This is a genomic window from Ruegeria sp. A3M17 (genome assembly GCF_003318255.1).
In the GTDB taxonomy this organism is placed as follows: Bacteria; Pseudomonadota; Alphaproteobacteria; order Rhodobacterales; family Rhodobacteraceae; genus Ruegeria.
In genome coordinates, this window is the sequence record NZ_QOCF01000007.1 from 161,759 (window position 1) to 174,338 (window position 12,580).

Here is a 12,580-nt window from a genome sequence, read left to right on the forward strand (position 1 = left end):
GGATGTGATGGACGCTGCCACGATCACCACACCCGCTGTTCTGATCCTTCTCGGCCCTCCGGGTGCCGGGAAGGGAACACAGGCCCGTATGCTCGAGGACAAGTTCGGGCTGGTACAACTCAGCACTGGCGACCTATTGCGTGCAGCTGTCGCCGCAGGAACTGAGGCCGGCAAGGCCGCGAAGACGGTAATGGAAGCCGGCGATCTGGTCAGCGACGAGATCGTCATTGCCATTTTGCGCGACCGTCTTGCTGAACCGGATTGCGCCAAGGGCGTCATTCTGGACGGCTTTCCTCGCACCACGGTTCAGGCCGAGGCGCTGGACGGATTGCTGTCGGAAACCGGGCAGAAGATCAACGCCGCCATCAGTCTTGAGGTTGAGGACGGTGAAATGGTGATCCGTATCTCAGGCCGCTACACCTGCGCCGGATGTGGCGAAGGGTTTCATGACACGTTCAAGGTCCCTGTTGTTAAAGGCAAGTGTGACAAGTGCGGCAGCACCGAGTTCAAGCGCCGTGCTGATGACAACGCTGAAACCGTCGCCTCGCGACTGGCCGCATATCACGCGCAAACCGCACCTTTGATTACCTATTACCAAGACCACGGCGTTCTGAAAGGTCTGAACGCCATGGGCAATATCGACGACATCGCTGGCAATCTGGAAAGGATCGTCAGCGACGCGATGAACTAAGGAAACCGGCCCGCCCTGAACAAGGGTCGAATTCCTAAAAGGAAAGCTTCAATGGACCCGCCTTGGCGGACCAGAGAAGTCGTGCCTGATGCCAAGCTGGCATTCGGCATTTCGAAAAGCGGCCCCGCGCGTTGGAGGTTTAGGACAACGGGTCGCCCATGGAAGAAGCGAAGGAGGAACCCGCAATGGCGGATCAATCAACACACTCCGCGCAGACTGCCGAGGCCGACAAGGGCTATTGGCAGGCGAACCTGCGTCTCATCTACATCAGCCTCGTGATCTGGGCGCTGGTGTCTTTTGGATTCGGCATTCTGCTGCGTCCATTGCTGTCCGGCATTGCAGTTGGCGGCACCGATCTGGGCTTTTGGTTCGCTCAGCAGGGATCAATCCTGGTCTTTCTGGTGCTGATCTTCAACTACGCCTGGCGCATGAACAAGTTGGACGCCGAATTTGGCGTGGATGAGGAGTAAGCGGAATGGACCAGTTTACCATTAACCTGCTCTTTGTCGGCGCGAGTTTTGCGCTGTACATCGGCATCGCGATCTGGGCCCGTGCGGGTTCCACATCGGAATTCTACGCCGCCGGTCGCGGCATTCACCCGGTCACCAACGGTATGGCGACAGCGGCAGACTGGATGTCTGCAGCCTCGTTCATCTCGATGGCGGGCCTGATCGCTTTTACCGGTTATGACAATTCGACCTTCCTGATGGGTTGGACCGGCGGTTACGTGCTGCTGGCACTGCTGCTTGCGCCCTATCTGCGTAAGTTTGGCAAATACACTGTCTCGGAATTCATCGGCGACCGTTTCTACAGTCAGACTGCACGTATCGTGGCGGTGATCTGTCTGATCGTTGCGTCGGTGACTTACGTTATTGGTCAGATGACCGGCGTCGGCGTGGCCTTTGGCCGTTTTCTTGAGGTGTCGAACACCTCCGGACTGCTGATCGGTGCCTGTGTGGTGTTTGCCTACGCGGTGTTCGGTGGGATGAAAGGCGTGACCTACACTCAGGTCGCTCAGTACTGCGTTCTGATCACCGCCTACACCATCCCGGCGATCTTTATCTCGCTGCAGCTGACCGGCACGCCGGTTCCGGCGCTGGGTTTGTTCAGCGACACCGCAAGCGGTGAACCGTTGCTGACCAAATTGGACGCGATCGTGACCGAGTTGGGCTTCAACGAATACACGGCCCACCATTCGAACACGCTGAACATGGTTCTGTTCACACTGTCGCTGATGATCGGTACCGCCGGTCTGCCGCACGTGATCATGCGCTTCTTCACCGTGCCGAAAGTGTCTGACGCCCGCTGGTCCGCTGGCTGGACGCTGGTCTTCATCGCTCTGCTGTACCTCACCGCCCCCGCGGTTGGCGCAATGGCGCGTCTGAACATCACCGACATGATGTGGCCCAACGGTGGCATCGAAGGCGGCGCGGTCTCGGTCGAGGATATCGACAATGATCCTCGCTATGACTGGATGCAGACGTGGCAGAAAACCGGCCTGTTGGACTGGGAAGACAAGAACGGCGACGGCAAAATCCAGTACTACAACGACAAGAACGCCGACATGCAGGTACTTGCGGAAGAAAAAGGCTGGGTCGGCAACGAGCTGACCAAGTTCAACCGCGACATCCTGGTTCTGGCCAACCCCGAGATTGCCAACCTGCCGGGTTGGGTGATCGGTCTGGTCGCTGCCGGTGGTCTTGCGGCCGCTCTGTCGACCGCTGCGGGTCTGTTGCTGGCGATCTCGTCGGCAGTATCCCATGACCTTGTCAAAGGTGCGATCAACCCGCAAATCTCTGAAAAAGGAGAACTGCTGGCCGCTCGTATCGCAATGGCCGTGGCCATCGTCGTTGCAACCTATCTGGGTATGAACCCACCGGGTTTTGCAGCGCAAACCGTGGCACTTGCCTTCGGTCTGGCGGCCGCCTCGATCTTCCCGGCGCTGATGATGGGGATCTTCTCGACCCGCATCAACAACACCGGTGCCGTCGCAGGTATGCTGGCTGGTCTGACCGTAACTCTGGTCTACATCTTCCTGCACAAGGGCTGGCTGTTCATTCCGGGCACCAACTCGTTCACTGACGCTGATCCGCTTCTGGGTCCGATCAAGTCGACCTCGTTCGGTGCTATCGGTGCAATGATCAACTTCGGCGTTGCTTACGTTGTCGCCGGAATGACCAAAGAGACTCCACCGGAGATCGTTGAATTGGTCGAAAGCGTGCGTATTCCCCGTGGCGCCGGCGCAGCTCAGAATAAATGAGTATGATGTGGTGCATGGATCCTTTTCACGCACCGCATCTTTCGACCCACTACTCCCGCCCGGCACTATGCCGGGCGGGATTTTTCAAAACCGGAAAGCCAGGATTTGACGATGCCCCTGTCTCATGACGAAATCACCCGGTTCCTGAAATCCGTCCACCCCTACGATGCCCTGCCCCCAGAAACACTGGATCAGATCGCCAATCAGATCGAGGTTTGGGAGGTCGAGGAAGACTTTCCCGTGTACGAACTTGGGCACACCCTGCCCGGTGTTTTCGTGATCTATGAGGGGCACGTCGAAATCACCGATGAGAACGACGCCGTGGTATCTCATCTTGGTCTGCGCAATTCGTTTGGTGAGCGTGGGCTACTGAAAGACGGGAAGGCCGCGACCAAGGCGCGCGCGCATACGCCGTCCGTCTTGCTGGTCCTGCCGCCAGATCTGGTGCGCGAGTTGATCGATGGGCACGACGTCGTTTCGAAATTCTTCAACCGGACCCGTTCGAACCGGTCCGGCCCGCAGAGCTTGGCCACCAGCGCGATTGACGTTCTTATGGCGCATAACCCGGCAACTTGCCCACCGGACACATCAGTTCAAGAAGCCGCCCGGATCATGCGTGACAAGCACATTTCATCCTTGTGCGTCACCGAAACGGATAAACTGCTGGGCATCGCCACCTTGCGCGATATCTCGGGCAAATACGTAGCCGATGGCATGCCCGCAGACACGCCGGTGTCAGCGATCATGACGGCGAACCCAATCACCCTGTCACCATTTGACATTGGATCGGACGTTCTGCACGTGATGATGGAACGTGGGATCGGTCACATTCCGATTAGCGAAGGTGGACGTTTGGTCGGCATCGTAACGCAAACGGACCTAACCCATTATCAGGCGGTGAATTCGGCAGAGCTTGTCCGCCGGATCGCACAAGCGGACTCGGCGGATCAAATGGCGGCGGTCACTGCTGACATCCCGCAACTTCTGGTGCAACTGGTGGCTGCCGGAAACCGGCACGAGATCGTGACGCGGCTGATAACGGACATTGCAGACACGGCAACCCGCCGGTTGTTGGCCTTGGCCGAGGACAAGCTGGGCCCAGCACCCGTTCCCTATCTGTGGTTGGCCTGTGGGTCGCAAGGGCGGCAAGAACAAACTGGAGTATCCGATCAGGACAACTGTCTGATGCTGGACGACAGCGTGACCGATGCCGATATGAAGTACTTCGCCGAGCTTGCCAAATACGTCTCGGATGGCCTGGACACCTGCGGATATTTCTATTGCCCGGGCGACATGATGGCGACCAACCCACGATGGTGTCAGCCGGTGCGCGTCTGGCGCGACTACTTCAACGGATGGATCGCCAAACCGAACCCCGAGGCGCAGATGCTGGCCTCAGTCATGTTCGACCTCCGCCCTATCGGCGGGGCCTTTCACCTGTTCGACGATCTGCAGGCCGAGACACTGGCAGCGGCCAACGCAAACTCGATCTTTGTGGCGCACATGATTTCAAATTCGCTTAAGCACACGCCTCCGCTGGGGCTGCTGCGCGGGTTTGCGACCATCCGGTCTGGTGAACATCGCAACACACTGGACCTCAAACATAACGGAGTGGTCCCAGTCGTTGACCTTGCCCGGATCTACAGCCTTCAGGGTCAATTGACCGAAGCCAATACTCGGGCGCGTCTGAAAGCCGCCGCATCTGGCGGCATCCTCAGCCCATCGGGCGCGCGGGATTTGCTGGATGCGTACGATCTGATCGCAGAAACCCGCCTTGAGCATCAGGTCAGGCTTGTGAAGGGCGATCGAAAGCCGGACAATTTCCTACCGCCCTCAGACCTTTCGGATTTTGAGCGAAGTCATCTTCGGGATGCGTTCGTTGTGGTAAAAACCATGCAATCAGCAGTAGGTCACGGCAAGGGAATGCTGGGCTAAGGCGGCGATAACTATTGGCGAATACGCCAGACATACGGAGAGTCACATGTTTCTGGAACTGATTGGCACAATATTTGCAGGCTTTGCTTTTGCGGGCATCGTAATGGTTCTGAACAAAGTGACGGGTGGCCGCCTGCCCCGTTGGATGACACCCGTTGCCGCGGGTCTCGGCATGATCGGCATGACGATTACCAGTGAATATTCCTGGTACGACCGCACACGCGATACCCTTCCCGAAGGTATGATCGTCATTCAAGAAGTTGAAAGTCGCGCCTTCTATCGCCCCTGGACCTATGCTGTGCCCTTCGTAGACCGCTTTGCCGCCATTGATGCCGGTTCCGTTCGCACCAATGAACAGGTTCCTGAACAACGGTTGGTGGAACTGTATCTCTTTGGTCGCTGGGCCCCGGTCTCAAAACTGCCGGTCGTGGTCAACTGCAAAGAGTTCAGCCGCGCCAACCTTGCGGATGGGGCAGAATTCGCGGATGACGGGCGGCTGCTGAACGCCGACTGGATCGACGTCACCGCCAGTGACCCAATTGTCGAGGCAACCTGCGGAGTGTGACATGCTGAACCGGTTAAGCCTGCGTCTGCGCATTTTCCTGTTCTTCTGCCTGCTGGCCTTTGGAGCTCTGACTGTCAGCTCGCTGGCACTGTGGATCAGCTATCGGCGCGTTGCTAATCCTGATCTGCTTGATTCCTTCATCTTTGCCGAAATCCTGATGGGTTTTGGGTTTCTGGCTTTGACTGCGGCGGTTTGGTTATTGTTCGACGACAATGTTGCAAAGCCAATCGAACGGATATCCGCCCAACTTAGGGCCCGCGCGCATGCCGGGGTCAGCACCGAATTGGACACACAGGCCGCGCGATATCTGGGTGATCTGGCACCAGCCGCGGCCGGACTGGCCGACCAATTGTCCGGTAAAACCATGGACGTCGCGCAGGCCGTGGCCGAGGAGACGGCACATCTGGCGGCAGAAAAACACCGTCTGACGGCCTTATTGACCGAAATCCCGGTTGCAATGCTGTTGGCGAGCCCAACACACAAGATCGTTTTGTACGATGGTCAGGCGGCCGAGGTTCTGGCACAGATTGCGCATCCCCGGCTGAATGCCTCGTTGTTTGAATACCTGCAATCTGACCTGCTGGAAGAGGCCCATTCCAAACTGGTGAAGACCGGGCTGGAGGTCGCCTGCGCGTTGACCAGCGTCGATGGTACGCAAAGTTACCGCACGCGCATGAAACCTCTTGGGAGCGCACCCGGATACATGCTGATCTTCGAGGACAGCGCCGTGAACATCGCACCCGAAGCCGCACGGCCTTTGGTGTATGACTTCGACTTGTTGAACACGTCGACGGATGAGACCTTCGAAAACCTTGCTCTGCAGGATTTGTGTTTCGTCGTGTTTGACACCGAAACCACCGGACTGCTGCCACACAAGGACGAAATCGTTCAGATCGGAGCTGTACGGGTTGTCAACGGCCGCATCGTGGACGGAGAGCAGCTGGACATGCTGGTTGATCCTGGCATCCCGATCCCTCCATCCTCAACCAAGGTTCACAAGATCAGCGATCGCATGGTTCAGGGCGCACCGGACATTGCAGAGGCCGGGCGCGCGCTGCATCAATTCGCCCGCGATGCAGTGATCGTGGCCCATAACGCGCCATTCGACTTGGCATTTTTGCGACGACATGCAAAACGCATAGATGTCGATTGGGATCACCCCATTCTGGATACGGTTCTATTGTCTGCCGTGCTGTTTGGGGCAAGTGATAAACACACGCTGGACGCCCTGTGCGAACGGTTGGAGATCACCATCCCCGAACAACTGCGCCATACCGCCCTGGGTGATGCGGTTGCTACCGCCGAAGCACTGGTCAGAATGCTACCGATGCTTCAGGCGCGCGGCATGACAACCTTTGGCCTGGTCGTTGAGGCAACGCGGCAACACGGTCGTTTGTTGGAAGACCTGAACTAGTTCGGAAAACACGCATACCGGACGCAGCTTTTCATGGACAAACCCCGCGCGTCGTGGCACCTGAGGCACGGCCACGGGATGAGCGCGCAATGACGGAAAAACAATTCAGTCCAACCCCGGATCAAAGCACCGCTTTCCGTGAAGCGTTGGGGTGTTTCGGAACCGGTGTGACGGTGATCACCACGAACACCGATCAGGGCCCTCGGGCCATTACGGTCAACTCATTCGCGTCGGTATCGCTGGACCCGCCCCTTGTTTTGTGGTGCTTGGCCAAAGACTCCAACCGGTTCGACGATTTCAACACCAGCCGACATTATTCGATCCACGTGATGGGACAGGATCAGCAGGAACAGGCCCTGCGCTTTGCCCGCGATGGCAAAGATTTCTCGCACGCGGAATGGGCCCACGACCCTGCGCGTCGGCCGCAATTATCCGGTTGTCTGGCGCGGTTTGACTGTCAGGTGCACGCCCAACACGATGCGGGGGATCACCTGATCATTGTTGGTGAGGTGCAAAAGGTCATGTACCGCACCGGCAAAGGTTTGATCTTTAAACGTGGTCAATTTGGCGGTTTTGCGGATCTGATCTGACGGTTATTCGTCCAACGACCCATGTACGGCCAGAGCCTCTAGCTGAGTCTCTTGCGGCGTGATCACGCGGAAAGCCTCACGCACTCCCGCATCTGACAGCTCGCGCGAGACGGTTAGCAGCGTGTTTGGATTATGCTCATCACACAGCTCGGACATATGAGCGATCTCGGCCAGTGCGACGTCCATGGCGGCCTCGACCGACGGTGCCCCGTAAAGCTGCACAAAGTGTTCAGCAAGGCTCTGCGCGATCTGATCCATCTCGGCCTGTTCCACCTGAGTAACCGCGACGAATGTCACGCGCCCAAAGGTTTCCACGCCCAACCAGCCATTCGCAAAAGCCTGACGCGCCTTGCCTTCAAGATCGCCTTCGCCCCAATTTGAGAACTCGAACCCGCCCGAGAGGCACCACTCGCCTGTTCGCGCCGGGGAGTGGAACACATTCATGTCGCTTTCGTCGAAATGGATTGCGCGGGCCAGTTTCATCATCCGTTCTCCAACAATTCCGTCAGCGGGCGAAGCTGCGTATCTGAACCATGCCGGATCAGCATGCCGAACCGTTCATCCGTTCCCAGAAACACGCCCGTTTCACCAAAGGGCTCTCCCACTCCGCGCAGCAGGCCTATCCATTCTCCGTGCACAGGCGCGTTGCCGTCCTCTTGCCAGCGGTTCAGCCATGTCATCATGTGCCGCGACCAGCTTTCGACAAGCTGCGTTGCCGAGACATCCGCGCAGCCCTCGTCGTAAAGGGCGGTGACATCCGGGTTTTCGCCCGGTGCCTCACTGGTTTGCAGCAGCGCCAAATCCCAACCGACGATCAGCCAATCCGGTTCTGCTTCTGGATCTGCATCCGAAGCTGCCACGCGGAACATTCCGCATTTGGCCCCATTCACACAGATCAGCCCGTCCCAGCCCAGATGAACTGCGACCTCGGGCGGGGCCAGCGCGCCCAGCGCGTTCTGAAACCCAACAGCGCATAGCGGCACCATTGCCATCGCATCGCGCAAGACAACCTCGGGGGCAAAAACGATGGCCACACGCAGGCGATCGGCCTGAATGTTATAGACCACGGCACCGGCGTCACAGCCCAGCGCAGCCATGGCCTGCGCACGCTCGAACGGGTCTTCCCCACCCTGCACCGGGTGGCCCGTCAGCAAAGGGGGAAAGACCGGCTCGTTCATGCGTTGCCCTTGGCAATCATGCCGCGCGCAATTTGGCGGAACGCTTCGGCTTGCGGACTGTCGGGCTTGCTGACCACGATCGGTGCACCGCCATCAGCGGCAACGCGGATATCCAGATGCAGCGGGATTTCACCCAGCAAAGGAACGCCCAGCGCCTCAGCCTCGGACTTTACGCCGCCATGGCCGAACACGTGCTCTTCATGCCCGCAGTTCGTGCAGATATGAGTCGACATATTCTCAATCATCCCAAGGATGGGCGTCTTGAGCTGGTTGAACATGTCGATCCCCTTGCGGGCATCAATCAGGGCTACGTCCTGTGGGGTCGAAACGACAATGGCCCCGTCCACGTTGAACTTCTGGCTCAGCGTCAGCTGCACGTCACCGGTGCCCGGTGGTAGGTCGACGATTAGCACATCCAGCGCGCCCCATTGCACCTGACCCATCATCTGTTGCAACGCGCCCATCAGCATCGGACCGCGCCAGACAACGGCCTGACCTTCATTGGTCATCAGGCCCATCGACATCATAGTGACCCCGTGGTTGCGCAAAGGCAGGATCGTTTTGCCGTCAGGGCTGGCCGGACGGCCCGAAACACCCAGCATCCGCGGTTGCGACGGCCCATAAACATCCGCATCCAGCAGACCAACGCGCCGCCCTTCCGCTGCCAAGGCACAAGCCAGGTTGGCGGAAACGGTGGACTTGCCAACGCCACCCTTACCCGAAGCGACAGCGATAATTCTGTCGACACCCGGCACGGCCTGCGGCCCGGTCTGGGAAGGTTTCGGCTTGGGCTTCAGATCCGGCGGTGCCTTTTCAGAATGCGCGGTCAGCATGGCGGAAACTGTCGAAACACCGTCGACCAACTGCGCGGCCTGTTCGGCTGCGGCACGGACGGGTTCCATCTGTTCGGCCTGCTTGGGATCGATCTCAAGCACAAAGCGCACGGTGTCCCCTTCGACGTTCAGCGCGCGAACAACTCCGGCGCTGACGATGTCCTGCCCAGAGACGGGGTCAGTGATCTTTCTCAGGTTTGCAAGAACTGCGTCACGAACACTCATGCGTCATTCTCCTTTTGGAACCCGGTGGTCTGGGCTCTGCGTATCGACAAGCTGTGGTTGCCGTTCATTGCACGTGTCTCCGTCTCATTCAGTTCATTTGACGCATTTGGTGCCGTGCCGTTAGGCTGTGGCATGCGCTTTGTCCTCTTGTGCCTGAGCCTGACGCTCTCTGCCACCCCCTCTTGGTCGCAAGAGGCGATTGGTCTTGCCGCGCCGGACGAGGTTGCTGACTCTGGTCTGCTGCAACATATCCTTCCTCGCTTTTCTCTCAAGACCGGGATCCGGGTTATTGCAGATGATGCCGGCGTTTTGGTGCTGGAAACCGAGCCTCCGGGTGATCCTGTGTTTGCGCGCGACGGTGTGATCTATCACCTTCGGATCGAACAGGACGCCAAACATGAGCGGTTCCGCGACTGGCTGCTGTCCGATATCGGAAAACGGACGGTTGAAAGCTATGCGCCAGAGCAAGGCACGCCCTTCTCGGCCAGTTTCGATATCGCGGCCGTGGAAACCGAAACAGTTATCGACGGCGATACGCTGCGCGGCGAGGAACTGTCGATGACCCATTGCGGCCGGTGCCATGTGATCGGGCCCAAGAACCGGATGAATGGTCTGGGTTCGACCCCCTCTTTCGCGGTGCTGCGCGCCATGCCAGACTGGTCAGAACGGTTCGAGGCGTTCTTCGCCCTCAACCCGCACCCATCGTTCACACAGATCGACGGGCTGACACCTCCGTTTGATCCACAGCGCCCATCGCCCATCTATCCTGTCGAAATGACGCTGGACGATCTGGAGGCCATCCTTGCCTTTGTCTCGGTCATAACCGCAGCGGACTTGGGTGCGCCCTTACAGCTTCAGTGATCCTTTCGTTTTGAGAAATAATCCTCTGTCGTGACGACACGAGGCTTCGGGTTAGACTGGAACGGGTTGTCCTCTTGCTGGAACTGCGCGTTTACCCGGCAATTGTCACACATCTGGATCATCCGCGCTTTGTCTGAGGTTGCAAACATCGGATGTGTACCCGCAAGCTTTTCCATGATCCGTTCCACGGTGGACTTAACTCCGAACAGTGCCCCGCATTCCACACAAGCAAATGGCTCCTCTTCATTCAGAACCTGCTGAGACAGGGCCGCATCGCTCAGGTCAAGCTGCGGGACAAGAGCAATCGCATCCTCTGGGCAGATGCCTTTGCACAACCCGCATTGCAAACAGGCATCCTGCTGGAAGTTCAATTGCGGCTTGTCCGGGTTATCGATCAAAGCACCCGACGGGCACAGCGACACACAGCTGAGGCACAAGGTGCAGGCGTCTGTGTTCACCGCTACCGCCCCATAGGGGGCGTTTTCTGGCATGGGCAGCGGCTTTTCGGCTTTGGGGTTCAGTGCCTGCGCCGCCAAACGGGCGATTTGGCGGCGGTTACCCAATGGCAATACCGGGTCGGCCAAAGGCTGAGGGACATCTTGCGCATAAAGGACATCAGACAGCGCATCCGGGTCGGCCTCATCCACCATCCCCAGGGCATTCGGCCCTGCAATTGCCAGCGCCAAGGCCAGTTCCCGGTCCAACGCATCGCGCTCGGTCGTTGGGGATAGCAAGACGTCCACACGCGCAAAACCATGCGCCAAAGCAGCCAGCATCTCGGCATGGCCAAAGCCTGAAATCACACTCAGCTCCAGTGGGATCACATCGGCAGGCAAGCCACGTCCAAAACGGGCGGCCAGTCGGATCATCTCGGCCCCGTGGGCATTATGCACCAACAAGCGCGGCGCGGCTCCACCAGCCCGCCGATAGGTGCGGGCCAGGATGTGCATCCGTGACAGCAACGCCGAAACCGGCGGATCTTCGTAGGTGATCGCAGTTGACGGACAAACCGCCGCGCATTCACCGCACCCGGCGCAGATCATAGGATCGATTTCCACATGCTCACCCGCGGGTGTGATCGCCCCTGTCGGACAGATATCCAGACAGTTCGTGCAAGCAACCTGCTCAGCCCGTGAATGGGCACACAGCGTTTCTTCCATCCGCACGTAAAGCGGCTTTTCGAAGGTGCCGACCAATTGGGCCGCCTCAAACGCCAGCCGTTCGGCGGACAATGGATCTTTGGGATCAGCCCGCAGATAGCCTTCGCGCTTGGTCGGAGCCTGAACCAAGGGTGTGTCGCCGGTCAGGTCCAGAACGATATCGCAGCCCGATTGCGCCCTGTCGCGGGCCTCGGTCCAGGCAAAGGCTCCGCGTCCGCCGGGTTCAAGCTGCTGAAACGCGTCGAGCCGCATAGTAAACCCGCCCAACGCCCCATCGAGCGATTTGATACGCCCACGCACCACGTCGAACGCGCGCGAAAAGGGCGCGGCCTCATCTGTAACAAGCACCGTAACTGCAAGCGTAACGGCCAGTTTTTCAGCAAGTGCAAATGCAACATCGCTAGGACCGATGATCAGGCATGTGCCTTCGCTATAGACGTCTACGCTGGGTGTTACCGGCTGCGGCAACAAGGCTTCGGCGGCCAGGGCGGCCATCTTGGGGGCCGCATCCGCGCCCTCATCAGACCACCCGGCCCTGTCACGAAGGTCGACAAAGCCCGGGGCGTCCACATTCAGTTCTTCGGCCAGAGCCTGAAACACTTCCTGCTCTTGTCCGCAGGCAATGATGGTGTCCCCCTGTTGTATCTCCGCGGCCGCCGCTTCCAACTCTCGCGTGCAAAGCGCTGTGAAAACCTTGGAACATTCCATCTCGCAGGCCGAACCGATCTTGTCGGAATTCAGAGGTTGTGACCCGGCGCAATCGCATAACAGTAGTTTGGTGCCCATGATCCTCCCCCGGATACTTCTCCACCTCTTCGCATCGCAGGCTGTATCCCCGTTGATGGAATGTAAACCCTTTGGGACAGCG

General features: G+C 58.6%; 12 protein-coding genes. 8 read left to right on the plus strand and 4 right to left on the minus strand.

Annotated features, from left to right (window positions below; all coding sequences use genetic code 11):
• Positions 1–7: 7 nt before the first annotated feature.
• The 7 genes from DS906_RS04260 (at position 8) to DS906_RS04290 (ending at position 7,455) form a co-directional block, all read left to right on the plus strand.
• Positions 8–691, plus strand: coding sequence for an adenylate kinase (locus DS906_RS04260; protein WP_113788986.1), 684 nt, complete (start codon positions 8–10; stop codon positions 689–691).
• 185 nt (positions 692–876) lie between these two features.
• Positions 877–1,161: a DUF4212 domain-containing protein gene (locus tag DS906_RS04265; protein WP_108859095.1), complete on the plus strand. Its 285-nt coding sequence runs from the start codon at positions 877–879 to the stop codon at positions 1,159–1,161.
• A 5-nt stretch (positions 1,162–1,166) separates the two neighbouring features.
• Complete coding sequence (locus tag DS906_RS04270) at positions 1,167–2,951, plus strand: sodium:solute symporter family protein (RefSeq protein WP_113788987.1); 1,785 nt, start codon at positions 1,167–1,169, stop codon at positions 2,949–2,951.
• Positions 2,952–3,062: 111 nt separating this feature from the next.
• Entirely contained in the window at positions 3,063–4,886 is a 1,824-nt protein-coding gene (locus DS906_RS04275; protein WP_113788988.1) for a DUF294 nucleotidyltransferase-like domain-containing protein, read from the plus strand.
• Between the two features lie 46 nt (positions 4,887–4,932).
• Positions 4,933–5,451 (plus strand): hypothetical protein, encoded by a 519-nt coding sequence (locus DS906_RS04280; RefSeq protein WP_113788989.1) that lies wholly within the window; start codon positions 4,933–4,935, stop codon positions 5,449–5,451.
• A 1-nt stretch (position 5,452) separates the two neighbouring features.
• Positions 5,453–6,865, plus strand: coding sequence for a 3'-5' exonuclease (locus DS906_RS04285; RefSeq protein WP_113788990.1), 1,413 nt, complete (start codon positions 5,453–5,455; stop codon positions 6,863–6,865).
• An 89-nt stretch (positions 6,866–6,954) separates the two neighbouring features.
• The gene (locus DS906_RS04290) at positions 6,955–7,455 is read left to right on the plus strand and encodes a flavin reductase family protein (RefSeq protein ID WP_113788991.1); all 501 of its coding nucleotides are present in this window, start codon (positions 6,955–6,957) and stop codon (positions 7,453–7,455) included.
• Between the two features lie 3 nt (positions 7,456–7,458).
• Here DS906_RS04290 and DS906_RS04295 read toward each other — a convergent pair whose 3' ends face one another.
• Genes DS906_RS04295 through DS906_RS04305 form a run of 3 tightly spaced genes read right to left on the minus strand, consistent with a single transcriptional unit; the run spans position 7,459 to position 9,691 of the window.
• The gene (locus DS906_RS04295) at positions 7,459–7,938 is read right to left on the minus strand and encodes a DUF6505 family protein (RefSeq protein ID WP_113789100.1); all 480 of its coding nucleotides are present in this window, start codon (positions 7,936–7,938) and stop codon (positions 7,459–7,461) included.
• On the minus strand, positions 7,938–8,633 hold the full coding sequence (locus DS906_RS04300; protein ID WP_113788992.1) for a biotin/lipoate--protein ligase family protein: 696 nt from the start codon (positions 8,631–8,633) through the stop codon (positions 7,938–7,940). The genes DS906_RS04295 and DS906_RS04300 overlap by 1 nt, the downstream gene beginning before the upstream one ends.
• Positions 8,630–9,691 (minus strand): Mrp/NBP35 family ATP-binding protein, encoded by a 1,062-nt coding sequence (locus DS906_RS04305; RefSeq protein ID WP_113788993.1) that lies wholly within the window; start codon positions 9,689–9,691, stop codon positions 8,630–8,632. Before DS906_RS04305 ends, DS906_RS04300 begins: the two co-directional genes overlap by 4 nt.
• Positions 9,692–9,823: 132 nt before the next feature.
• Here DS906_RS04305 and DS906_RS04310 point away from each other — a divergent pair, with 132 nt between their 5' ends.
• On the plus strand, positions 9,824–10,552 hold the full coding sequence (locus DS906_RS04310) for a cytochrome c (protein WP_113789101.1): 729 nt from the start codon (positions 9,824–9,826) through the stop codon (positions 10,550–10,552).
• Here the strand turns inward: DS906_RS04310 and DS906_RS04315 are convergent.
• On the minus strand, positions 10,546–12,498 hold the full coding sequence (locus DS906_RS04315; RefSeq protein ID WP_113788994.1) for a 4Fe-4S binding protein: 1,953 nt from the start codon (positions 12,496–12,498) through the stop codon (positions 10,546–10,548). The two genes, DS906_RS04310 and DS906_RS04315, sit on opposite strands and share 7 nt — an antisense overlap.
• Positions 12,499–12,580 lie beyond the last annotated feature (82 nt).

What these genes read in the sequence shown, in the direction of transcription:
- DS906_RS04260 (WP_113788986.1), top strand. Translation starts at nt 8, where the DNA reads ATGGACGCTGCCACGATCACCACACCCGCTGTTCTGATCCTTCTCGGC.
- DS906_RS04265 (WP_108859095.1), top strand. Translation starts at nt 877, where the DNA reads ATGGCGGATCAATCAACACACTCCGCGCAGACTGCCGAGGCCGACAAG.
- DS906_RS04270 (WP_113788987.1), top strand. Translation starts at nt 1,167, where the DNA reads ATGGACCAGTTTACCATTAACCTGCTCTTTGTCGGCGCGAGTTTTGCG.
- DS906_RS04275 (WP_113788988.1), top strand. Translation starts at nt 3,063, where the DNA reads ATGCCCCTGTCTCATGACGAAATCACCCGGTTCCTGAAATCCGTCCAC.
- DS906_RS04280 (WP_113788989.1), top strand. Translation starts at nt 4,933, where the DNA reads ATGTTTCTGGAACTGATTGGCACAATATTTGCAGGCTTTGCTTTTGCG.
- DS906_RS04285 (WP_113788990.1), top strand. Translation starts at nt 5,453, where the DNA reads ATGCTGAACCGGTTAAGCCTGCGTCTGCGCATTTTCCTGTTCTTCTGC.
- DS906_RS04290 (WP_113788991.1), top strand. Translation starts at nt 6,955, where the DNA reads ATGACGGAAAAACAATTCAGTCCAACCCCGGATCAAAGCACCGCTTTC.
- DS906_RS04295 (WP_113789100.1), bottom strand. Translation starts at nt 7,938, where the DNA reads ATGAAACTGGCCCGCGCAATCCATTTCGACGAAAGCGACATGAATGTG.
- DS906_RS04300 (WP_113788992.1), bottom strand. Translation starts at nt 8,633, where the DNA reads ATGAACGAGCCGGTCTTTCCCCCTTTGCTGACGGGCCACCCGGTGCAG.
- DS906_RS04305 (WP_113788993.1), bottom strand. Translation starts at nt 9,691, where the DNA reads ATGAGTGTTCGTGACGCAGTTCTTGCAAACCTGAGAAAGATCACTGAC.
- DS906_RS04310 (WP_113789101.1), top strand. Translation starts at nt 9,824, where the DNA reads ATGCGCTTTGTCCTCTTGTGCCTGAGCCTGACGCTCTCTGCCACCCCC.
- DS906_RS04315 (WP_113788994.1), bottom strand. Translation starts at nt 12,498, where the DNA reads ATGGGCACCAAACTACTGTTATGCGATTGCGCCGGGTCACAACCTCTG.